The organism is Floridaenema flaviceps BLCC-F50, from assembly GCF_041929275.2.
Taxonomy (GTDB): domain Bacteria; phylum Cyanobacteriota; class Cyanobacteriia; order Cyanobacteriales; family Aerosakkonemataceae; genus Floridanema; species Floridanema flaviceps.
In genome coordinates, this window is record NZ_JBHFNR020000002.1 from 263,524 (window position 1) to 285,711 (window position 22,188).

19 protein-coding genes and 2 pseudogenes are annotated in these 22,188 nt (G+C 41.0%); 16 read left to right on the forward strand and 5 right to left on the reverse strand.

Annotated elements, in window-relative coordinates; genetic code table 11:
- Positions 1–118 precede the first annotated feature (118 nt).
- From ACE1CI_RS20960 to ACE1CI_RS20985, 6 genes and pseudogenes are all read left to right on the forward strand, one after another.
- Positions 119–2,746 carry a response regulator gene (locus ACE1CI_RS20960; protein WP_496615666.1) on the forward strand — a complete coding sequence of 876 codons (2,628 nt, stop codon included), beginning with the start codon at positions 119–121 and terminating at the stop codon, positions 2,744–2,746.
- Between the two features lie 169 nt (positions 2,747–2,915).
- Complete coding sequence (locus tag ACE1CI_RS20965) at positions 2,916–3,122, forward strand: DUF751 family protein (protein ID WP_413261819.1); 207 nt, start codon at positions 2,916–2,918, stop codon at positions 3,120–3,122.
- Between the two features lie 48 nt (positions 3,123–3,170).
- Positions 3,171–3,608 carry a 30S ribosome-binding factor RbfA gene (gene rbfA, locus ACE1CI_RS20970; RefSeq protein WP_413261820.1) on the forward strand — a complete coding sequence of 146 codons (438 nt, stop codon included), beginning with the start codon at positions 3,171–3,173 and terminating at the stop codon, positions 3,606–3,608.
- A complete protein-coding gene (locus tag ACE1CI_RS20975; RefSeq protein WP_496615667.1) occupies positions 3,605–5,302 on the forward strand; it encodes a glycoside hydrolase family 3 N-terminal domain-containing protein in 1,698 nt (565 codons plus the stop codon). The genes rbfA and ACE1CI_RS20975 overlap by 4 nt, the downstream gene beginning before the upstream one ends.
- A gap of 317 nt (positions 5,303–5,619) precedes the next feature.
- Positions 5,620–5,859 (forward strand): DUF4327 family protein, encoded by a 240-nt coding sequence (locus ACE1CI_RS20980; RefSeq protein ID WP_413261822.1) that lies wholly within the window; start codon positions 5,620–5,622, stop codon positions 5,857–5,859.
- Between the two features lie 279 nt (positions 5,860–6,138).
- Positions 6,139–6,756 (forward strand): annotated as a pseudogene (locus ACE1CI_RS20985) (RNA-guided endonuclease InsQ/TnpB family protein); the annotation flags it as partial.
- 1 nt (position 6,757) lies between these two features.
- Here the strand turns inward: ACE1CI_RS20985 and ACE1CI_RS20990 are convergent.
- Both ACE1CI_RS20990 and ACE1CI_RS20995 read right to left on the reverse strand, forming a co-directional pair.
- Complete coding sequence (locus ACE1CI_RS20990) at positions 6,758–7,192, reverse strand: hypothetical protein (protein WP_413261823.1); 435 nt, start codon at positions 7,190–7,192, stop codon at positions 6,758–6,760.
- Between the two features lie 64 nt (positions 7,193–7,256).
- Complete coding sequence (locus ACE1CI_RS20995; protein WP_496615669.1) at positions 7,257–7,607, reverse strand: hypothetical protein; 351 nt, start codon at positions 7,605–7,607, stop codon at positions 7,257–7,259.
- Between ACE1CI_RS20995 and ACE1CI_RS21000 the strand changes: the two genes are divergently transcribed.
- From ACE1CI_RS21000 to ACE1CI_RS21010, 3 genes and pseudogenes are all read left to right on the forward strand, one after another.
- Positions 7,606–7,791 carry a hypothetical protein gene (locus ACE1CI_RS21000; protein ID WP_413261825.1) on the forward strand — a complete coding sequence of 62 codons (186 nt, stop codon included), beginning with the start codon at positions 7,606–7,608 and terminating at the stop codon, positions 7,789–7,791. The genes ACE1CI_RS20995 and ACE1CI_RS21000 overlap by 2 nt on opposite strands.
- 34 nt (positions 7,792–7,825) lie before the next feature.
- Positions 7,826–8,026 (forward strand): annotated as a pseudogene (locus tag ACE1CI_RS21005) (cation efflux transmembrane domain-containing protein); the annotation flags it as partial.
- A 639-nt stretch (positions 8,027–8,665) separates the two neighbouring features.
- Positions 8,666–8,788 carry a hypothetical protein gene (locus ACE1CI_RS21010; RefSeq protein ID WP_413261827.1) on the forward strand — a complete coding sequence of 41 codons (123 nt, stop codon included), beginning with the start codon at positions 8,666–8,668 and terminating at the stop codon, positions 8,786–8,788.
- 447 nt (positions 8,789–9,235) lie between these two features.
- On the opposite strand, the gene radC is transcribed toward ACE1CI_RS21010, so the two are convergent.
- Entirely contained in the window at positions 9,236–9,967 is a 732-nt protein-coding gene (gene radC / locus ACE1CI_RS21015) for a RadC family protein (RefSeq protein ID WP_413261828.1), read from the reverse strand.
- 243 nt (positions 9,968–10,210) lie between these two features.
- On the opposite strand from radC, the gene ACE1CI_RS21020 reads away from it, so the two are divergent.
- The 4 genes from ACE1CI_RS21020 to ACE1CI_RS21035 all read left to right on the forward strand — a co-directional run bounded on the left by ACE1CI_RS21020 (position 10,211) and on the right by ACE1CI_RS21035 (position 16,409).
- Entirely contained in the window at positions 10,211–11,083 is an 873-nt protein-coding gene (locus ACE1CI_RS21020; protein WP_413261829.1) for a lipid kinase, read from the forward strand.
- A gap of 650 nt (positions 11,084–11,733) precedes the next feature.
- Positions 11,734–14,511 carry a cation-translocating P-type ATPase gene (locus ACE1CI_RS21025; RefSeq protein WP_413261942.1) on the forward strand — a complete coding sequence of 926 codons (2,778 nt, stop codon included), beginning with the start codon at positions 11,734–11,736 and terminating at the stop codon, positions 14,509–14,511.
- Between the two features lie 192 nt (positions 14,512–14,703).
- Positions 14,704–15,846 (forward strand): DNA replication/repair protein RecF, encoded by a 1,143-nt coding sequence (recF, locus tag ACE1CI_RS21030; protein ID WP_413261830.1) that lies wholly within the window; start codon positions 14,704–14,706, stop codon positions 15,844–15,846.
- Between the two features lie 173 nt (positions 15,847–16,019).
- Positions 16,020–16,409: a hypothetical protein gene (locus ACE1CI_RS21035; protein ID WP_413261831.1), complete on the forward strand. Its 390-nt coding sequence runs from the start codon at positions 16,020–16,022 to the stop codon at positions 16,407–16,409.
- Between the two features lie 127 nt (positions 16,410–16,536).
- On the opposite strand, the gene ACE1CI_RS21040 is transcribed toward ACE1CI_RS21035, so the two are convergent.
- Positions 16,537–17,025, reverse strand: a complete 489-nt coding sequence (locus tag ACE1CI_RS21040; RefSeq protein ID WP_413261832.1) for a hypothetical protein — start codon at positions 17,023–17,025, stop codon at positions 16,537–16,539.
- Between the two features lie 99 nt (positions 17,026–17,124).
- Between ACE1CI_RS21040 and aroA the strand changes: the two genes are divergently transcribed.
- The 3 genes from aroA (at position 17,125) to ACE1CI_RS21055 (ending at position 21,330) form a co-directional block, all read left to right on the forward strand.
- Positions 17,125–18,477, forward strand: a complete 1,353-nt coding sequence (gene aroA, locus ACE1CI_RS21045; protein WP_413261943.1) for a 3-phosphoshikimate 1-carboxyvinyltransferase — start codon at positions 17,125–17,127, stop codon at positions 18,475–18,477.
- Positions 18,478–18,845: 368 nt separating this feature from the next.
- Positions 18,846–20,468: an alpha/beta hydrolase gene (locus tag ACE1CI_RS21050; RefSeq protein ID WP_413261833.1), complete on the forward strand. Its 1,623-nt coding sequence runs from the start codon at positions 18,846–18,848 to the stop codon at positions 20,466–20,468.
- 61 nt (positions 20,469–20,529) lie between these two features.
- Positions 20,530–21,330, forward strand: a complete 801-nt coding sequence (locus ACE1CI_RS21055) for an SPFH domain-containing protein (RefSeq protein ID WP_413261834.1) — start codon at positions 20,530–20,532, stop codon at positions 21,328–21,330.
- Here the strand turns inward: ACE1CI_RS21055 and folP are convergent, their stop codons facing one another.
- Entirely contained in the window at positions 21,331–22,176 is an 846-nt protein-coding gene (gene folP / locus ACE1CI_RS21060; RefSeq protein WP_413261835.1) for a dihydropteroate synthase, read from the reverse strand. It lies immediately after the preceding gene.
- Positions 22,177–22,188: the final 12 nt, after the last annotated feature.

Sequence of the window (22,188 nt, forward strand, 5' to 3'; positions counted from 1 at the left end):
CCCCAAATCATCCTTAAGATAGATACAAAATTAATCGAGTAATTGTTCTTCTAAAATAGGGACAAACTCACCCAGAGATTTGGTGAAAACTGGCAAAAAAACATATTTATTAAAAACAGTGTTTCAACATCTTTCTAACTTTTGGTACAATAGAAGACTGCCTTACAAAGGGGCGGCAGTAATTTCTATTCCAGTAACTTGTTTAGTCACATCATTAATTGTTTTTGCTTATTTACAACAGCAAGTTACCGAAGCACAATACTGGGTAGAGCATACTTACGAAGTGCGCCAACAAACAAACAGAATTTTCAATTTACTATTAAATTCTGAAACTGCTGTGCGTGGTTATGCTTTAACTAAACAACAGAAGTTTCTAGAACCTTATAAACAATCTTTTACCCAAATTTCTCCGGCGGTCGATCGACTGGCAAATTTGGTTAGTGATAATCCTAGCCAACTAGAAAGACATCAGAAGCTGAAAAAGTTAATTGAGCAGAGGAAAACCGTTTTAAACAGCAATTTCAAATTATTGGTAAGTAACGCCCAAACACAAAAGGAAGCGATTATATTACCAGGTTTTAGTCAAGGAAAATACTTGATGGATACTATCCGTGAAGAGTTAGCTATATTCAATCAAGTAGAAGAAAAGTTATTGGTAGAAAGGAAACAAAGACTAGAGAATTTAGAACGTTTAGCAATGGGGGTAATTTGGGTTGCTGGTATTATTGGTGTAGCAGGTGGATTTACTGCAAATTACCTCTACAGCTTGGGAATTGTTAATCGAGTCAAACAGTTACAAGATAATGCTAAACGGCTAGCAGAAGAACAACCATTGATAGGTTTTATTCCAGGGAGAGATGAGATTAGCAAACTAGATAAAACTCTGCATTCTACAGCAGAACAGATTGCTCGAAGAGAAGCTCAATTGCGGGAAGCTAATCTAATAATTGCGGAAGCGGCGAAAAAAGAAAAAGCCTTAATTGAAAATTCTTTAGATGTGATTTGTTCAGTTAATACAGCAGGTAAATTTGCCGAAATTAGCCCCGCTTGCATCAAGTTATGGGGATATAAAGCAGAAGAGTTAATTGGTAGTGATTTTAGTGAATTAGTTGCGCCAGAATATAGAGAAAAAACGCAGGAAATTTTGGCTCAAGTGCTCTCTGGTAAAGAAGCTATAGGGTTAGAAAATAGCTGTGTACGTAAAGATGGTACACTTATAGATATGGTTTGGTCTGCTGTGTGGTCAGAAACAGAACAACTAATTTTTTGTGTTGGGCGGGATAATACCGAAAGAAAAGAAATTGAACGCTTAAAAGATGAGTTTATTTCCACTGTTAATCATGAATTACGCACACCACTTACGAGTTTGCGCGGGTTTAGCGAATTGTTATTAAAAAGGGAGTATACAATTGAAAAACAACGCCAATATTTAACTATTATTTATGATGAAAGTAAACGGTTGAATAATTTAATTGATGATTTTTTAGATATTCAACGCATGGAGTCGGGCAAGCAAAACTATGTGTTTGAGGCTTTAAATATTTTAACTTTAATCAGAGAAAGTGTAGCTTTGTTTGCTCATAATACTAACCAACATAAATTAAATGTTAATGCTCCTTTATTTGTGAGTCCGGTGAAGGGAGATAGCGATCGCATTCGCCAAATTCTCTCTAATCTAATTTCTAACGCTATTAAGTATTCTCCCAATGGCGGAGAAGTAAATATATCAGTTGCAGAACGAGAGACAGAAGTAGTTGTTACTGTAGCCGATCGAGGCATGGGCATACCTCCAGAAGCCCAAGATAAATTATTTACTAAATTTTATCGGGTAGACAATGCTAGTACTAGAAAAATTGGCGGTACAGGATTAGGATTGGCGATCGTTAAAGAAATTGTCGAGGCTCACGGAGGTCATATTTGGTTAGAAAGTGTCGTAGGTGAAGGGAGCAAATTTTATTTTTCATTACCAAAAGCCGTCCAAAAATCTGTAAGCCTTGAATCAGAAGAAGCAACAACGATCGATGTTTTAATTTTAGAAGATGATGCGGCATTTTCCCAACTATTGAAAGATAGTTTAGAAGAAATTGGTTTTAGTGTTGTCATATCCACATTTGCCGATCGAGGGTTGGAAATCTTACGAAAAAATTTACCTCGCTTGATATTTTTAGATATTCTTCTCCCAGGCAAGCTGGATGGATGGGACTTTTTAATTGCGATTAAAAGCACTCGCCACTTAATCTCTGTACCTGTCTGGATTGTTACTATAACTGAACCAAATATCAGAGGATTAGCTTTAAGAGGGGCTGATTATTTAGCTAAACCGATCGCACCAGATTTATTATTACAAATGGTGAAATATTATTTACCGCAACCATCTGGTAAAAGCATTTTGATTGCCGATGATGATAAGAATTCTCGTCAGCAAATTCAGGAATACCTCAGCGCCATACCCAACCTTGACTTTTGCGAAGCGACAAATGGCAAAGAAGCTTTAGAAAAAATAAAACAACAGATGCCAGATTTATTAATCTTAGATTTACTGATGCCAGAAGTTGATGGTTTTGAGGTACTTAGACAGCTAAGAACAAACAAACAAGCATTAAACTTACCAGTTTTAGTAGTTACGGGAGCTCAATTATCGCCTGAAGAAAAAGCTTACATTCAAAGGAGAATGGCTACTTTAGTCGAAAAACAAGATGCCTCTTTAGAAGCATTAACTAAGATAGTTCAAGAAACTCTCAGTTAAACAGATCCCCGACTTCTTGAAGAAGTCGGGGATCTTAAGTTTGAGTAAACAGATCCCCGACTTCTTGAAGAAGTCGGGGATCTTAAGTTTGAGGCTTGTCTAAACTGGCCCAGAGATGTTACCAGTAGAAAAGCAGTCTTTCTAAACCGCTCAATTAGGTTGTTGACAAATGTTTGAAGGATTTTGGGAGAATATCTCTCGTTACCCGCGTTATTTTGTAACCATCATTCTAGGCGTATTCGTGAATACCTTTGGGTGGTTAGAACCATTATTCAAGCGTCCGGTTACGGCGATCGCACTTTTTGGCTTTGTTGTGGCAGCATTAACCTTTGTCACTTTAACCCTGAGAGCGATGTTAGGCTTGAGTTCGGTTTAGCTAGGATTGTAAAGCATTACTCATACTGTCTGAAGGCAGCGGATTATTATGGCTACGAGTCGTCGGGTTTCCCGCGTGGGCGCATTAATTAAACGGGAAGTCAGTCTAATGCTATTGAACGACATTAAAGACGATCGCGTGGGTGCAGGAATGGTCAGCGTTACAGATGTTGATGTTTCCGGCGACCTCCAACACGCGAAAATCTTTGTTAGCATTTACGGTTCAGAAGAAGCGAAAGCTGAGACAATGGCGGGACTAAAAGCTGCAACTGGTTATGTTCGCAGCGAATTAGGTCAAAGAGTGCGTCTGCGTCGGACTCCAGAAGTGTTGTTTGTGGAAGATCGATCGCTCGAACGTGGCGATCGCATCTTATCCTTGCTCAACCAGATCGGCAAAGATCGACTCCAGAGCAATTTCCCAGACTCAGAGGATGATGATTACGAAGATTATGTAGTTTCGGCAGAGGAAGAGGACGAGTCAGCTTGAAATCTTCTCAATTGCCCGAAATTGATAGTCTTTCTTTAAGAGAACAGGTAGCCCAAACGATCGTAGTCCGAGCTTCCGGCTATCTGTTCGACCATGAAATTAAGTATCCCCAATGGGAACCTAGAGCCGCCTTCCTCCAGCATTTAATTTCTGATTTGGGTGTTGGCGGTGTTATTTTGCTGGGGGGAAGTGCGGCAGAATTGAGTTTGCGATCGCAACAATTACAAAGCTGGGCAAAAATTCCCCTCCTCGTCGCCGCTGATATTGAAGAAGGCGTAGGTCAACGTTTTTCCACCGCCACTTGGTTCCCTCCACCAATGGCATTAAGCGCAGTTGCTCAAAAAAACCTCGATCGAGCTTTACTCTACGCCGAGCAAATGGGCGCAATTATTGCTCAGGAAGCTTTAGCAGTTGGGATTAATTGGGTACTCGCACCAGTCGTAGATGTGAATAATAATCCTGATAACCCAGTGATTAACATCCGCGCTTTTGGCGAAACTCCTGAAATTGTGGCTCAACTAAGTGCGGCTTTTATTAAAGGTGCTAAAAATTACCCTGCTTTAACGGTTGCTAAGCATTTTCCCGGTCATGGTGATACATCTGTAGATTCCCATCTGGAATTACCGTTGATTCCCCATTCTGAGGAAAGGTTAGCAGAAATTGAGTTAGCGCCTTTTGTTAGTGCGATCGCCACAGGTGTAGATGCCGTAATGAGCGCCCATCTGTTAATCCCCGCCTGGGATGAAAACCTCCCAGCAACCTTATCCCACAAAATTTTAACTGAGCAATTACGCCACAAGTTAGGATTTGCAGGTTTAATTGTCACCGATGCTTTAGTCATGGGTGCCATTACTAATCGCTACGGTGCTGAGGAAACAGCAGTTTTAGCCGTAGAAGCTGGCGTAGATATTTTGTTAATGCCACAAGATGCAGAAACCGCCATTGGAGCTATCTGTGATGCCGTCACCTCTGGACGCATCCCCCCGGAAAGGATTCGCGCCTCTGTGGAGCGGATTTGGCAAGCGAAGGAGAAGGTTTTCGGGAGCAGGGGAGCAGGGGAGCAGAGGAGCAGGGGAGCAGGGGAGCAGGGGAGCAGGGGAGCAGGGGAGCAGGGGAGCAGGGGAGCAGGGGAGTTTTTCCCTAACCCCTACCCCCTAACCCCCAGTCCCCTTTACCAAATCGCTCAACCTGCGGCTTTTGAGACGGTGGATAAAATTTTGCGGGATTCTACTCAAGCTTTTGGAGTTCTGCCTTTAAGACTAGAAAAACTGATTAATTTACGAAACTTAATCCTGGTGGACGATCTTTTGGACTGTAAATATCTTTCTCGCCAAGCTCCCGCTGTGACGATTCCTCAGCAGTTGGGTTATCGGACGCAGTTGGGCGATTCCCGTAGCAATTTGCCTGTAACTCCTAGCGGCGAGGTGCAACCAACGCTGCTGCAAATCTTCATTCGCGGTAATCCGTTTCGCGGTAGTGCAGGTCTAACACAGGTAGTTGAAGATTGGTTTAAAACATTGTTAACCAATGGTGAACTGCAAGCTTTGGTAATTTATGGGAGTCCCTATCTCAAAAATCAATTCCTGCCTTTTCTACCCCCGGAAATCCCTTGTATCTCTTCTTTTGGGCAGATTCCGGCTGCACAAGCGATCGCGCTGCAATTGCTTTTTCCCCATAATCCTGCCATGAAATAGTAATTTTCACTTCTAGAACCCAGGCGGCAAACTCACATTTTCGGCTGGTTTGCTTGGGTCGATCGCTTAACGAAGTCATTACCTAAAGCTTATGATTTCCTAATCAGATGGGCATACTCTGGAGTCAGGCGGTTTCTCTTGAAACTACTAAAGTCAGGGAATCATGATTGTCAAGGTTTGATGACTTTTTTTACATCTATTAATATATTAAGATAGCAGTTAGCGTAAAAATGAAAATCGTTTAGTATAGCGAACTACAAACTATCTGCTTTGACAACGATTTATTTCTAGTCCTCCTAGCCGAAGAGTGAATAACAATGAGCGTGAATATAATCTCTCCCACACCAGTACAGTACTCTCTAGACGTGATTAAGGAAGAAGCACGTCGTCTTGTGCAAAAGGGTGTTATCAGCCGTCAACAGCCTATTTACAACCTGTGTCAGTATATTCCCGCCCGTGAGTGGGCTTGGGTAGAAAGTGAGTTAGAGAAGAGTAACTTTTTGCTGCGCGATCGCATCGGAGATTTAATGGGACATGAAGAATGGGAAAACGACTAAAACTGACTTTAGTTAACCCGTTTTTCGGAGAATTTTAGTAATACTTTTTTAGCCATTTGGTTTGTTTGTTTTCACTAACTGGAGAATTTAGCAACAAAAAGCTAACTGAACAATTTTAGATTTGGTTCCAGCTACCTGGTTTGCTTTTAACTCAAAAGTCGGGCAGAATTCCCCATCCGTCTATAGGGTGGGGATGAATGCCCGACCAATAAATAAACGGCGTAGCCTCTACTTTCTGTTATCAGAGTGCTACAATATTTACTGTAAACCATAGTTGACCATCCTAGACACATCAAAAAACATGAGAAAAATTTAGCCCGCAAACAGGCTAAATTAGCTCGGAAGAAAAAAGGGAGTAATAAGAGAGAAAAAGCACGAAAGCTTGTAGCTAAAGTTCACGAACGAATAAGCAATGCCCGTCAAGATTTTCTACATAAGTTATCCCGGAAAATCGTTAATGATAACCAAGTAGTAGTTGTTGAAAATTTAAATGTCTTGGGTATGGTTCGTAATCACAACTTAGCTAAAGCCATATCTGATGTCGCGTGGGGAATGTTTGTCAATTTCCTTGATTATAAACTCCAACAAAAAGGGGGTTTATTGGTTGAGATTGAACGATTTTTCCCAAGCTCTAAAACTTGCTCTAATTGTCTCTATCAAATGTCACAAATGCCATTAGATGTTAGAGAATGGACTTGCCCAAGTTGTAGCACAGATCACGATAGAGATGAAAACGCCAGCAAGAACATAAGAGCCGAAGGCATCAGACAATTATCGGTCTTAGGAACTAGGACTGCTGCTGAAGGAGGGGAAGTAAGACCACAAGGTGGGCGTAAGTCTGTCTTGAGGCATTCCCCCGTGAATTCAGAAGCCCCATCCGTCTATACGGTGGGGTAGTTCACGACTGAGGATTGGACGATCGCAGCTTTTCTAGTTCTGCACGCAAAGCAGCAACTTGGGCTGTGAGATCTTGTAACTCTTGCTGAACGTTAGGAGAAACTACCGGGTTATCTGTTGTGGTAGTTGCAGATGTTCCCGGTACATCACTTGACGTTTGAGTATTTTGTTGATTTTCTTGATTTTCTTGATTTTGCTGGTTTGGTTGATTTTGTCGTGCAAGAAGAGAATCGACAAACTCCCTAGCTTCTTGTTCAGTAATTTCCCCTTTATTCGTCAATTCTGCTGCTAGTTCACTAAGTTCTGAGTGCATCAACTTAGCCAGAAATTCTTCTCGCTTTTGCGAGTCTTGCAAGCTTTCAATCAAAGCCGCAGTTGCGCCTACAGAGAGGCGAAACCCATTTTGCAGGAGTTGGATCAGTGAATCAGAGTTCATCGGCAAAAGTTAAGAGTGCCCTAGAACAAGTGAGCTAATATTACAATACTTTGGGTAAAATTTATTAAACCTGTTCTAAATACTGGTTGACATCTTCGATGACGCGAGTTAGTTCAGCCTCGGTAGAAAGGCGAATTCGCTCATCTCGCAGGGTGATTAAGACTTTAGCTGCAAAGGGAGTTGCCCAGATATTGGGGTTGCAGAAGATTTCCAGAAATACTTCACCAGTGTATTGATATTCCATTGGCTGTTGGGGGTTGGTTTTACCACCGCCACTGGCAACTTTAGCGCTGGCAGCTTTCATCCGTTCTGTGAGTTCTTGGAGTGCTGCTTTTAAATTATTTGCGGCTGCGGGAGTAAAGCTAAAGGAAACAGAACCTTCAATCAGGTTGAATGTAATTGGTGAGGATGACATGGGCGATTATTTTAACTTGTTGATTATTAATGCTAGAAGATTTGGTTACTTTAACAAAGCATTATGGCGACAAATTCACCAATTTTGGGTGCGATTATTTGAAATTAATGTCAATATGGTAGTTAATTTAAGAGCGATCGACAAAAGTTTCAGTAATTTTGCCCAAGCTTTAGTTCTACAATAGATGTAGAGAATTCACTGCGGTTAGCAGGAGAATTATGGTTAAAGATAATCGCTCTCAAGTGCGACGAGTGTTATTAATTACACTGTTGTTAAATTTATTTGTGATGTCATTGAAAGCAACGGTGGGATGGTCAACAAATTCTCTGAGTTTGCTAGCGGATGCGTTACATAGTGTGGTTGATAGTTCGAGTAATTTGTTGGGATTATTTATTGAACGTGCTTTCATCCCCATCCCCTTGTGGGTGGTGCGATTCGTTCCTCTGAAATAAGTAACAATACTTAAGGATGAGGGCTTTAGTAGAGTAACCCACCAAGGTTGAGTTCGCACTTAAATCCTCTACTGATGACAACTTGATATCCATGTAGGTGAGGAAACCTAACCGAGCTAACAAACAATGACAGTTAGGAGAAACGAGAAAAGATGAGGGGATACCATCATCATAACTCCATCTAGAAAACACCAAGTCCTACCGCCCTGGTGCGGGGTTGAAAGCACATAAACAACCTAGAAATAGGTTGCCCCTACAGACGAGACTGACTATCAACTCTGTAAAGCGGGGATGAAAGCAGGAATAGACGGCAATAGCTGAAAGCGTCTACTGCAAGCAATGGTTTTATAAGCGAGTTTAGCTCGTGGGGTAGAACAAACAAAGTGTCGTTAACCATCGCTAAAAGGGGAGCAGGGAAAATAAGCTTAGGGATAAAACCCATCCCTGCGTTGGGAACAACCAACAAGAGTATGGAACTATTAGGTTTCGGCCTCCGAAATAGCGCACCTTCCAAACCTCCGGTGGACAGACACACCCTAAAGAACCAAATCAATGGATATCAGGAACGAAGTAACCCTCTTTGTGGTTCCTCATTAAGGTCGATTAATGAGCTTGCAAGACAGATTTGCACCAGTCAGAGTTCTGATTCATGTGGAACCGCCTGCTTATAAAAGCGATCGAATTACATACGACTCCCCCGAAAATCCAGGTAGTTTTCCACAGACTTAGTTACTTTTCCACAGATATTTTGTAAGTTTTCCACAAAAAGTTAAGAAAACATCATCCTTTTATATTCTCTGTAATCAGTGCTCTCACTCTGGAACATCTGTTAACTAAATCACATCCTTACCAATACTACAACTGAAGTATAACGCCTAGCCTGACTAGACTAAAACCAAAAACAGAACCAGCGGCTCTTACTTAAGTCATGGAGAGAAAAAATCTTTTCACCTTAGTTCAAACACCCAGATTTATCTATGGGGTCAATTCTGAAATCATCATCGAAGTTACTCCTTAACCTACAAAAAAGAGCAATTTTACTCATAACTCATCTGACAAACCTGTAAAAATTTATTGAGCATAACCTATACATTAGGTATAAAGTATCGCCAAATAGTGAACTACTCAGTTAAACAGGGAAAATTAGAGGACTAAAGTCCTCACAACTGACCTAATTTATTCTGGTTGGGGATATAGTTCCCATAAGTTAGTAGTTTCGCGCAAACTTAAATATTCGCCGTTACCTATGATTAAGTGATCTAAAACGGGAACTTTTAAAAATTGTGCTCCTTGTAATAATTCGGAAGTTAAATTAATGTCGTCTTGACTTGGTTCCATGCTTCCCGAAGGATGATTATGTGCCACAATGACTCTAGTTGCACCTTGGCGAAGGATTTCGCGGAAAATTTCACCGGGATGGGCTAATGTTTCTGTAGCTGTACCGATGGTCATAACGATCGTACCCAACAACCGATGTTTGATATCTAGTAGTATGACAGCGAATCTTTCTTGAGGTTGCCACATTAATTCGTGGCTGAGGGTGGCAGCGGCAGCAGCGGGACTATCAATTAAGGTACGTTCTTGCGGGCGAGTGGCAAATGCTCTTTTTCCCAGTTCGATCGCTGCTAAAATTGTAGTCGCTTTGGCAGGGCCAATACCGGGAATTGCCATTAATTCAGCTGCGGTAACATCCCGTAATACTACTAAGGGATCTCGCCCATGTTGACTTAATCGTTGCAAAATATGTTGACCTAGCCCGATCGCAGAAAGTTTGCCCGCACCTTGACCTGTAGCTAATAAAATCGCAATCAATTCAGCTGTGGTCAAATGTTTCGCTCCATTAGCTAATAAACGTTCTCGCGGACGTTCACTAATAGGAAGATCGGCGACTCTCAAGGAATAGGTCATAGATAACACCACAACTGGGAAAATAGAAGTAATTAAATGTAGTTATCTCCTATTTTTTGGCAAAAATGACCAGTAATTTCGCCAGTATTCCCTGGATAGACGAATTACCGTATTTTTGCTGAGATATCAGCCACTATTCATAGACCTTACTTAATATGTGACTGCTTAGTTTTCCATTGTGGGATCTTCTGAAAAAACTATATGCTGGATCTGGAAAATATGTAATTAATTTGACAAATTTTCATGAGTCGTCGAGCCTTGTTATTGGTCAATCGTTTCTCTCGGCGTGGTCAAGAAAGCTTCTCTGAGGCAATCGAGCAATTGCAACAAAACTTTCATCTTATAGAAGAAAGTACCGCGCAACCACGAGAAATACCGCACCTGATTCGTCAGTATCACCATCAAGTTGACTTGGTAATAGTTGGTGGTGGGGATGGTACTCTCAACGCGGCGATCGAAGGTTTAGTTGATACTCAACTGCCTTTGGGTATTTTACCTCTGGGAACTGCTAATGACTTGGCTCGCACTTTGGGAATTCCGAAATCTATCCCAGAAGCTTGCCAAATTATTGCTAATGGTCAAGTCAAACGCATAGATTTAGGTTGGGTGAATGGCAAACATTTTTTCAACGTTGCTAGTCTAGGCTTAAGCGTGCAAATTACGCAGCAACTAAGCGATGATTTGAAGCGGCGGTGGGGAGTGCTAGCTTATGCGATCGCTGCAATACAAGTTATTTACCGAACTCGACCCTTTAAGGCAGAAATTTGCTATTTGGATCGATCGATCCAAGTACGAACAGTCCAAATTGCTGTAGGTAACGGGCGTTATTACGGTGGTGGTATGGTTGTTGATGATAACGCAACTATTGAAGACCGGAAATTGGATCTTTATAGCTTGGAAATTGAGCATTGGTGGCAAATTTTTCCGCTAATTCCGGCAATTATGCAGGGTAAACAGGGAAATTTCCCCGGTGTCCGTACCCTAGAAGGTCAGGAAATAGAAATCCATACTCGCAGACCTTACCCTATTAACACTGATGGTGAGATTATTACCTATACTCCGGCTAAGTTCCTGCTGATTCCTGAAGCTTTGCCTGTAATTGTCCCACAAGCATAGGTTTTAGCTAAATTGTCCAATCAATAACTTTTTGCCTCAAGACAAGCATCCGATCGCCCAATTAAAGCCCTATGATTAATATTTATAGGCTTTGTCCTTCTTGTTCGCTCCCTTAAGACCTTTAAACACTTTAATATATGCAAAACTGGAAACCCCAAATACTCGCCCCGCCTCAAGAAATTGGCTATGATTATTTAACTGACTAACTTTGCCGTAAAAACAAAAAATTCATCCGAACCAAAAGCAACTGCGTGATGTAGAAATGCCTTACTAGTTGGAATTTTTTAACCTAGTCACATTTCAAAACAGAGAGGTAAATAGTGAAAAGATCGGGTTTATTGCTAACAGCGGTACTGTTTGGTTTAATAGGATTGATTGCTTCCTTTGTTTCGGGAAGTATAAATTGTGCTAAAACAAGCCAGCAGTGCATTTTAGGTTCACCAGGTAGCGGGATTGTCATTAACGCTGGGCTAGCTCAATTAATAAATTTTCTCCCTATACTTTGTTTGATATTGGGTGCAGCTTTTTGGTTAGCTGGGTTTGTGCAATCTAGAAAAAAACAAAAGCGAGAGTTATTAGCAACTGCTAAAACTGCAAGCGCCGCTAGAGAAGTAGGTGAAGCTTGGCATACTTTAGATGTTGATAAAAGTTTGCGGCTTTTGGATAGCGATCGCAATACTGGTTTAACTAGCGAACAAGTAAAAGAAAGATTGCAAAAATATGGCCCCAATGAACTAGAAGAAACTGCCGGACGTAGTTCTTGGGATATTCTCCTCGATCAGTTTAAAAACATTATGTTATTAATGCTGATTGGGGTAGCTTTTGTTTCTGGTTTCTTGGATATTTTCAAGTTACAACAAGGAAATTTAGAGAGTGGCGAAGTTCCTTTTAAAGATACGGTCGCCATTTTGTTAATTGTAATTCTCAATGGTGTATTAGGTTATTTACAAGAAAGTCGCGCCGAAAAAGCCCTCGCCGCCTTGAAAAAAATGTCTTCGCCAAAAGTGCGGATCATTCGTGATGGCAGAACTTTAGAAGTTAGCGCTAAAGAATTAGTCCCCGGCGATATCATGCTGTTAGAAGCAGGAGTACAAGTAGCAGCAGATGGCAGATTAATTGAAGAGTCAAATTTGCAAATTCGGGAAGCAGCATTAACCGGAGAAGCACACGCTGTCGAAAAGCAAGCTGATTTACAATTAGGTGAAGAAACTGCATTAGGCGATCGCATTAACCTAGTATTTCAAGGTACAGAAGTTGTCCAAGGACGCGCCAAAGTTCTAGTTACCAATACTGGAATGAAAACCGAACTAGGACGCATTGCCGAAATGTTGCAAGCAGTGGAAAGTGAACCCACTCCTTTACAACAAAGAATGTCTCAATTGGGTAATGCCCTTGTTACTGGTTCTCTAGTATTAGTAGTTGTAGTTATCGTAGTTGGTTTAATCCGCACAGGTTGGAATTTCGCTACTTTTATTGCTTTAGTAGAAGTTTCTTTAAGTATGGCAGTTGCGGTAGTACCAGAAGGTTTACCTGCGGTAATTACAGTAACTTTGGCATTAGGAACTCAGCGCATGGTGCGGCGTAATGCCTTAATTCGTAAATTGCCTGCTGTGGAAACTTTGGGTTCGGTAACTACTATTTGTTCCGATAAAACTGGCACCTTGACCCAAAATAAAATGGTCGTGCAGCAGGTAGCAACAGTTAACCAAAAATTCCAAGTTACTGGCGAAGGTTACACTCCTAAAGGTGAGTTTTTCTTAGACAATAAATCAGTAAATGCCAATCAATATCCAGAATTACAAACTTTGTTACTTGCCTGTGTGGAATGTAATGATGCTGAGTTGCAATGCGAAGCAAACAATGCACCGGGAAGTAGTGATGGAAACTGGAAAATTTTAGGAGATCCCACAGAAGGCGCTTTGTTAACTTTAGCGGGTAAAGGTGATTTCCAAAAAGAAAACCTTAACCATCAAATGCCAAGAGTGGAAGAAATTCCTTTTTCTTCTGAACGGAAGCGCATGAGTGTAATTGTCAAAGATGAATCTAAATCTTTGATTGAAAATTCTGCTAACTATCTCCTATTCTCTAAAGGTTCTCCAGAATTAGTTTTGCAACGCTGCACTTCCTATTTAGAAGGTTGGCAAAATGCCCAATTATCAGAACATCAGCGCACAGAAATTCTGGAACAAAACAACCAAATGGCGGCGCATGGTTTGCGGGTTTTAGGGTTTGCTTATAAACCAATGGACAACAAACCTTCAAGAGAATTATCCGAAGATGAATTAGAACAAGAATTAGTTTGGTTAGGTTTAGTGGGGATGCTCGATGCACCCAGACCAGAAGTGCGCGATGCGGTGGCAAAATGTAAACAAGCGGGTATTCGTCCGGTAATGATTACTGGCGATCATCAGTTGACTGCTAAGGCGATCGCTTATGATTTAGGGATAGCGCACGAAGGCGATCGGGTTCTCACAGGTCAAGAATTACAAAGACTTAGCCAAGAGGAATTAGAACGAGAAGTCGATCAAGTATCAATTTATGCTCGTGTTGCTCCCGAACACAAACTGCGAATTGTGCAAGCTCTGCAAAATCGCGGTAAATTTGTGGCAATGACAGGCGATGGTGTTAACGATGCACCTGCTTTGAAACAAGCTGACATCGGTATTGCAATGGGTATTACTGGTACTGATGTGAGTAAAGAAGCTAGTGATATGGTGTTGTTAGATGATAACTTCGCCACCATTGTTGCTGCCACAGAAGAAGGACGAGTTGTTTATACTAACATTCGTCGTTTCATTAAATATATTCTCGGTTCAAATATTGGGGAAGTTCTGACAATTGCAGCTGCACCAATTTTACTGCCTACAGGCGGAGTACCTTTATCACCGCTACAAATTTTGTGGATGAACTTGGTAACAGATGGTGTTCCGGCGTTAGCTTTGGCGGTAGAACCAGCAGAACCAAATGTGATGAAACGTCCGCCTTTTAACCCTCGTGAAAGTATCTTTTCCAGAGGTTTAGGTTGGTACATGGTGAGAGTTGGAATTGTCTTTGCTATTCTCACGATTATTCTGATGGAATGGGCTTATACTCATGCTCAAGGAACTGGCGATCCTGAGCGTTGGAAAACGATGGTGTTTACTACACTTTGTTTAGCGCAAATGGGTCATGCGATCGCCATTCGTTCCAACACTCAACTAACAATTGAATTAAATCCCTTGACTAACATCTACGTTTGGGGTGCGGTGATTTTTACCACTATTTTGCAGTTGATGTTGGTCTATGTTCCACCTTTAAGAGCTTTCTTTGGTACTCACTTTTTAGACTTAGGAGAACTACTGATTTGTCTTGGTTTCAGTATGTTAATGTTCGTCTGGATTGAACTAGAAAAACTGTTCATCCGCTGGTTTGGAAAAACCAGACGTTAAGGAGCAGGGGAGATGGGGAGATGGGGAGATGGGGAGATGGGGGGATGGGCAGATGGGGGGATGGGCAGATGGGGAAGTTTAACTCAAAACTCTAAACTCTTCCTACCTACCTACCTTCCCATCTCCCCACCCCCTAACCCCTAACCCCTAACCCCTAACCCCGTCCCAGTCCCCAGTCGCCACTCCCAAGAAATGTACTTAAAGAATTTACACTTACTTCAATTTCGCAATTATCAAGATCAGTGTGTGGAGTTTGGTGCACCAAAGACTATTTTGGTGGGTAATAATGCACAGGGAAAATCTAATTTGTTGGAAGCGGTGGAGTTACTTTCGACGCTGAAAAGTCATCGGGTGACACGCGATCGCGATTTAGTCAAAGAAGGTGCAGAATGGGGGAAAATTGCTGCTACATTGGAACGACAAACAGGCGAAATTGATTTATCATTAACCCTCCGTCGCAATGGTCGTCGTACTGTTAGTCGTGGTAGTGAAGCTCTGAAACGACAAATAGATTTTTTGGGTACAATTAACGCTGTTCAATTTTCTAGTTTAGACTTAGATTTGGTCAGAGGTGGCCCGGAACATCGCCGCAGTTGGTTAGATACTTTAGTAATTCAATTAGAGCCTTTTTATGCTCATATTTTACAGCAATATCATCAAATTCTTAGACAACGTAACGCTTTATTAAAAAAATTTCGGGAACAAGGAATAGTCAATGATGGGTCTATTTCTACAGCTTCCCGTTCCGAGTTAGCTTTATGGGATGCACAATTAGTTACAGCTGGAGTGCGGGTGATGCGTCGTAGAGCCAGAGCTTTACAAAGGTTAGCACCGATTTCCCACAACTGGCATCAAGCTATTAGCGGTAGTACAGAAAAATTGGAAATTAAATATTTACCTAATGTGGAGATGGAAAAGGATGATTTAGAATGGTTAAAACAAGCTTTTTTGGAGAAAATTCAACAACGAAGTATTCCAGAACAACTCCAAGGTACTACATTAGTAGGGCCACATCGGGATGAAGTAGCGTTTTCTATTAACCAAACTCCCGCTAGACAATATGGCTCTCAAGGACAGCAGCGGACTTTGGTGTTAGCTTTGAAGCTAGCAGAATTAAAATTAATTGAAGAAGTGATTGGTGAACCGCCTCTGCTGTTATTGGATGATGTCTTGGCAGAATTAGACTTAACTCGTCAACATCAATTGTTGGAAACTATCCAAGCTCGATTTCAAACCTTAATCACTACTACTCATTTAAGCGCCTTCGATCCGGTTTGGCTGAATGCTTCACAAATTCTCTATGTAGAAGCGGGACATCTTGAGCTTCATACTTGATGCGAGTGAAGCACTATACAATTTAATATAGTGGGAATGAATCGGCTAACGCCCGATCGCCAAGTGCTAAGAGAGACACTTTGTAAATTACTTTTCCGTGACTAAAGATTATAGCCGTTATTCCCAGTTTAGCTGTTTTTGAACCAAGAATTTAATGTGTGAATTTGATAAACATGAACATGGTAAACTTTGTCACAGATCAGCAAAAAATTAGAGAACTCGCAGAGTCTCTGTATCGCATTAAAACTAAAGAACCGGGAAGGTTCTGGTTTCAGGGTAAAGATGTCTACTTTGATGTATTCTTTAAGGTCGAAAATGAGGAAATTGTTTGGTTTCAATTTACTTGGCAAGGAAATGTGGTTTCCTGGGAGGAAAGTGAACCTGGGTTGAGAACGGGAGTAACTAATGAGATGAGTTGTGGCGATCGCCATTATCCCGCCAGTAAAATTGTAAAATTTGACCTGTTTCCTAACCAAGAACTGATTCGATTTGTGCAAGCGATCGTTAAAGTTTGCGCGAGCGAGCAACCAATTTTTGCTCAAGCATTAAAGTTATTTAATTAGAAAACTCCCTTCATTAATAATAAACTTCTTGCAAAAGTTGCCCATCAGGTTTTTTTCCCACAGATATCCACAGAGAAACACAGATGAATTTACTAGAAATATCGACTTTTGCAAGAATTATAAGCGATTAATGATGAATTTGCAAATTCAAAATATAGCGACCTAATTGCACTTTTTCTGACCATAAATCGTATTCTAGGCGCAGATGTTCTGGTAAAGGATGTCCTTCTAAAACTAAGCTGCGGGTGAAGTTACGCAAGCGCAATTGCCAGTTAGTTTTTAAGGAATCATTATTTAACCAATAGCGACTCAAACCATAAACACCCCGTTCCCAAAAATGGCGGTAGCTTAATTTGCCATTTCCCTGCATGGTCATAATTACGCGATTAGGAGAAATTTCCAACCACAAAAGACGGGGGGAGGAGGTTGGGAGAGTGGGATCGATCGCTGATGAATCAGCGTTTTGTTGCATCCCCAGTCCGGGTTCTGTAAGCAGCAAATGAAAGCGGAGGCGGTCTTTTTGGTACAGCGTCGCTGAAGTTTCCACTACCGACCAAATTGGCAGATCGGTAGAAACTAAGGATAGACACACAGGTTTACGATGATGCGTCAGCATAATAGAGGAAAAAGAGAATATCTAAGTGAAAAATGTCCCAGTTGGGCAAAGAAAAGGGTAGGATCTAACATCACAGTCCACCACCACCAGTCTATCCCAATGTCAGTTCCCTTCGTCAGGCTAAAAGTTATAGAAAATCAGCAATCTTTGGAAATTGAAAAACCTGTCTCTGGGTTGTCGCTATCTGGCAAAATTCAAATACCGGGAGATAAATCTATTTCTCACCGCGCTTTAATGTTAGGTGCTCTTGCTCAAGGCGAAACTCAAATTCAAGGATTACTCTTAGGTGAAGATCCGCGCAGTACTGCTGAAAGCTTTCGCGCTTTGGGTGCAGAAATTTCCCCGTTAAATACTGAGTTAGTCCGGGTTCAAGGTATTGGTTTGGGGAATTTGCTAGAACCAATAGATGTCCTGAATGCAGGTAATTCAGGGACAACTTTGCGGTTAATGTTAGGAATTTTAGCTTCCCATGTGGGGAGATTTTTTACGGTGACAGGGGATAGTTCTTTGCGATCGCGTCCGATGTCCCGTGTGGTAAAACCATTGCAAGAGATGGGTGCGAAAATTTGGGGACGCAAAGGCGCTTCTTTAGCACCTTTAGCGGTTCAAGGTAAACAATTGAAAGGGATTACTTATCATTCTCCCATTGCTTCGGCACAAGTAAAATCTTGCATTCTGTTAGCTGGTTTAATGGCAGAAGGAGAAACTACTGTAATTGAACCTGCACTTTCACGCGATCATAGCGAAAGAATGCTGCAAGCTTTTGGGGCAAAATTAAGTGTAGATCCAGAACAAAATAGTGTAACTGTTTTTGGTGGCGCGAAACTGCAAGGACAAACAGTAATTGTACCGGGAGATATTAGTTCCGCTGCTTTTTGGTTGGTAGCGGGTGCGATCGTCCCAGGTTCAGAATTGTTAGTGGAAAATGTTGGCGTTAACCCCACTCGCACCGGAATTTTAGAAGTTTTAGAAATGATGGGTGCGGATATTCAACAGGAAAATCAAAGAATTGTTGCCGGGGAACCTGTGGCAGATTTACGAGTTAAATATAGCAAATTGAAAAGTTGCGAAATTGCCGGGGATATTATTCCCAGATTAATTGATGAAATTCCGATTCTGGCGGTAGCTGCCGTATTTGCCGAAGGCACAACTGTAATTCGCAATGCCGAAGAGTTACGGGTGAAAGAGAGCGATCGTATTGCAGTTATGGCATCTCAATTAAACCAAATGGGAGCAAAAGTGACTGAATTACCCGACGGTTTAGAAATTACTGGCGGAACTCCTTTAACTGGTGTTGAGCTTGATAGTTACACCGATCACCGAATTGCCATGAGTTTAGCAATTGCAGCTTTAAATGCTCAAGGAGTTACTACCATTAATCGCGCCGAAGCAGCTGCCATCTCTTACCCAAATTTTACCTCGACTTTACAACAAATTTGCCAAAGCAATTAACCCGTTCGTTGTAAGCGCTTCAGCGCTATTTCCCACTGAAGTGGGAACAACGAACAATCAGGTTTGTTGTGAGCGCTTTAGCGCTATTCCTACTCAAGTAGGAACAACGAACAATCAGGTTTGTTGTGAGCGCTTTAGCGCTATTCCTACTCAAGTAGGAACAACGAACAATCAGGTTTGTTGTGAGCGCTTTAGCGCTATTCCTACTCAAGTAGGAACAACGAACAATCAGGTTTGTTGTTGCGCTTTAGCGCTATTCCTACTCAAGTAGGAACAACGATCGGGAATTGAAATGATTCACACAAAAATCTAAGCATTGATTATCCTAGAATTTGAACTTAAATCAAACACTCCTAAAGTTCAATCAGATGAAAAAATTATCTTGGTTGCGTCTGAGTCTGAGTCAGCTGTTTCTTGGGTTCTTGTTAAGTTGGGGAATAGGAACACCAGCGACAGCAGTAGAAAGATTAACTTTACAGTTAGGGCCTTTTCAACAATCTATTAGTGTATCCGATTTAGAACGTTTTGCCAAAACAGGGGAATTACCAAGGAATCTTAAACCTTTGTCTGTAATTTTTACTCCTAGAGTGCAAGAATTACTTTCACAACGGTTGCAACTCGATCCGCAAATGACTGATAAAGTGTTACAGGAGTGGTTGCGATCGCCAATGTCAAAACAGCTACTCAAAACTTTAGGCAGTGCTTTTCCTGACACTAAAATTGAAGATTTACAAGCGGCAGTTTCTTTAGCTGCTAGACAAGCAAATGGGTTAAGTTTAGTTGGAGTATTGCGAGCAATTCCCGGCGAAAATGTCACAATTGAAGCTACTTCTTTAATTGGTCTGGCTTTACAGTTTAACCCTTCTTATTGGCAAAGTGAAGCCCTTGGCCCTTTATTAAGGCGAGAATTAGATGTTGCTAGTCCGAGATTTAATCCTAATTTAAACCCAGCAGAATTAGGTACAGAACCAGTAGAGCAGCAAACTTTATACTTGAGAGATTCCCAGCGAAATAGATTTATTCCAGTAGATTTATATTATGCCCAAAATACCCAAGGGCCGTTAGTAGTAATGTCTCATGGTTTTGGAGCCGATCGCAGATTTTTAAACTATTTAGCTCGTCATTTAGCTTCGCATGGAATTACTGTAGCAGCATTAGAACATACCGGAAGTAATGCAACTTGGGTTTTGCAAGCATCAATAAGTGATAAACCACAGGATTTAATGCCTGCATCAGAGTTTGTCGATCGACCAAAAGATGTGAGCTTTTTACTAGATGAACTAGCACAAAGAAATCAAAACTTTGGTGAATTACAAGGCAAATTTAATACCCAAAAAGTTGTCGTAATAGGTCATTCTTTAGGCGGTTATACGGCTTTAGCTTTAGCCGGAGCCGAATTAAATTTACCTGCATTACGCCAAACTTGTAAATCAGTTGTGCCACTGCTACAATCTCCTGGTGAATGGTTGCAATGTGCTGCTACTGATTTGTCAAAAGTGCCAAAATTAGGAGATTCGCGGATAGTTGGTGCGATTATTTTGAATCCAGTTGTGGGTCAACTTTTCGGCGAAACCGGGTTAAGAAAAGTCAGAATTCCTACGATAACTTTAGCTAGTACAGAAGACGCTTTTACCCCAGCAATTACTCATCAATTAGAACCCTTTCAGCAACTCGGAGGTAACAAGTATTTGATCACCGCAGTAGGCGCGACACATTTAAGTGTAGGAAGTCCCGAAAATTTAACTCAACAAATTACTTTGCTTAGAGAACGTACAGGAGAAGAAGTTGAACCTTTACGGCAATTAGTCAGGGGTGTTAGTCTAGCTTTCATCAAACAATTTACCCCAGAAGCTGTTACTTACCAACCTTTTTTAAGCCCAATCTATGCTCAATCTCTTTCTACTGCTAAATTAGCATTACGGATAAATAGGGAATTACCATCAAGTATTTCTCAATGGTTAAAGTTTGCTGCTAAGCCCCAGAAAAATTAACCAAGGTTAAAATAGGAGAGGAACGGGAGGGAAATTTGAGTTAAACTCACAACCAATTATTATGGGAGCTATCATATCGGCGATTCTTTTACTAATTATTGGGACTACTATGTATTTAATCAGTTCAGCAAAGCTGATTCATCAAGGTTTCCAAGCATTAGTAGAACGTTTGGGGAAATATCATAGAACTTTGAAACCTGGTTTACACTTTATTGTGCCGTTTTTGGATACAATTGTTTGGGAAGAAAGTATGCGGGAACAAGTTTTAGATATTCATCCACAAGAGGTGATCACTAAAGATATCTTTTCTATAAAAGTTGATGCTGTTGTCTATTGGAGGATAATGGATGTAAAGAGAGCTTATTATGAAATTGAAGACCTCCAGGTAGCAATAGAAAACTTAGTATTGACGACGCTACGTTCCAAAATAGGTGGCATGGATTTAAGGGATAGTTTGTCTAATAGACAGGACATTAATAAGGCGCTATTAAATGAATTAGATGATGCTACAGTTAATTGGGGTGTCAAGGTAATGCGCGTAGAAATTCAGGAAATCAAACCAGTCCAAGCAGTGTTAGACTCATTACAAAAAGAGAGAGCAGCTGAAATTCAAAAAAAAGCATCTATTAATGAAGCGGAGGGAGTTGCTCATTACATAAAGTTAGTTTCTGACGCGCTGAAAGAATCAGAGATTGACGGGAAGGAAGCGTTAAGCTTTTTGTTAGCTCAAAGATATGTAGATGCTAACACTAAATTGAGCGAAAGTCCGAATTCTAAAATATTGTTTATGAACCCAGGAGCGTTAAACAAAGCCATATCAGAGTTAATGAAAAAGGATGATGATAAAAATACTTCTGTTTAACTAAACTCGCCATATTGCATCAGCGACTAAGGAAATATCACGCATTTCTTTAACATCATGAACTCGGAGGATATCGGCAGAATTAGCGATCGCAGCACAACAAGCAGCACCAGTTCCCCAAACTCTTTGTTTGGCATCAGGTTGATTTAAAATATGTCCAATAAAACTTTTGCGCGATACTCCCACTAAAATCGGACAATTTAAAGTTTTAAATTCCGGTAATCTGCGTAAAATTTCTAAATTTTGCTGATAGTTTTTCGCAAAGCCAATACCAGGGTCAATAATAATTTTATCAGCGTCAATTCCAGCAGCTACAGCCGCATTAATTTGCTGTTTAAGAAACTGTAAAATCTCCCCAATTAAATCTTGATAATCGGTCAAATTTTGCATAGTTTGCGGTGTTCCCCGGATGTGCATTAACACAATTGGTACACCCAAATCAGCCACAGTTGGCAACATTTCCGGGTCAAAAGTAGCGCCAGAAATATCATTAACAATATCTGCACCAGCAATCACAGCCGCTCTCGCAACTTCTGCTTTTGTCGTATCTACAGAAATCGGAATATTTAATTCTTGACGAATAGCTTTAATAACAGGTAAAACTCGATTTAGTTCCTCTGACAAAGAGACTTTTTCCGAATTAGGACGAGTTGATTCTCCACCAATATCGAGAATATCTGCACCAGATTCTACCAAATATTTTGCCTGGGAAAGAGCCGCATCTAAATTATGGAAATCTCCGCCATCACTAAAACTATCTGGGGTGACATTCAGAACACCCATTAAATAGGTGCGTTTTCCCCAGATGAAAGTGCGATCGCGAATAGTTAATTCCTCATTAGTCATTAGTTATTTGTC

Bases quoted from the DNA above. Each gene is read 5' to 3' on its own strand.
- ACE1CI_RS20980 (WP_413261822.1), top strand. From the start codon at position 5,620: ATGAGCGTGAATATAATCTCTCCCACACCAGTACAGTACTCTCTAGAC.
- ACE1CI_RS21010 (WP_413261827.1), top strand. From the start codon at position 8,666: ATGAGCTTGCAAGACAGATTTGCACCAGTCAGAGTTCTGATTCATGTG.
- ACE1CI_RS21035 (WP_413261831.1), top strand. From the start codon at position 16,020: ATGAACATGGTAAACTTTGTCACAGATCAGCAAAAAATTAGAGAACTC.
- ACE1CI_RS21040 (WP_413261832.1), bottom strand. From the start codon at position 17,025: ATGCTGACGCATCATCGTAAACCTGTGTGTCTATCCTTAGTTTCTACC.
- folP (WP_413261835.1), bottom strand. From the start codon at position 22,176: ATGACTAATGAGGAATTAACTATTCGCGATCGCACTTTCATCTGGGGA.
- ACE1CI_RS21055 (WP_413261834.1), top strand. From the start codon at position 20,530: ATGGGAGCTATCATATCGGCGATTCTTTTACTAATTATTGGGACTACT.
- radC (WP_413261828.1), bottom strand. From the start codon at position 9,967: ATGACCTATTCCTTGAGAGTCGCCGATCTTCCTATTAGTGAACGTCCG.
- ACE1CI_RS20995 (WP_496615669.1), bottom strand. From the start codon at position 7,607: ATGTCATCCTCACCAATTACATTCAACCTGATTGAAGGTTCTGTTTCC.
- rbfA (WP_413261820.1), top strand. From the start codon at position 3,171: ATGGCTACGAGTCGTCGGGTTTCCCGCGTGGGCGCATTAATTAAACGG.
- ACE1CI_RS21050 (WP_413261833.1), top strand. From the start codon at position 18,846: ATGAAAAAATTATCTTGGTTGCGTCTGAGTCTGAGTCAGCTGTTTCTT.
- ACE1CI_RS20965 (WP_413261819.1), top strand. From the start codon at position 2,916: ATGTTTGAAGGATTTTGGGAGAATATCTCTCGTTACCCGCGTTATTTT.
- recF (WP_413261830.1), top strand. From the start codon at position 14,704: ATGTACTTAAAGAATTTACACTTACTTCAATTTCGCAATTATCAAGAT.
- aroA (WP_413261943.1), top strand. From the start codon at position 17,125: ATGTCAGTTCCCTTCGTCAGGCTAAAAGTTATAGAAAATCAGCAATCT.
- ACE1CI_RS21000 (WP_413261825.1), top strand. From the start codon at position 7,606: ATGGGCGATTATTTTAACTTGTTGATTATTAATGCTAGAAGATTTGGT.
- ACE1CI_RS20990 (WP_413261823.1), bottom strand. From the start codon at position 7,192: ATGAACTCTGATTCACTGATCCAACTCCTGCAAAATGGGTTTCGCCTC.
- ACE1CI_RS21020 (WP_413261829.1), top strand. From the start codon at position 10,211: ATGAGTCGTCGAGCCTTGTTATTGGTCAATCGTTTCTCTCGGCGTGGT.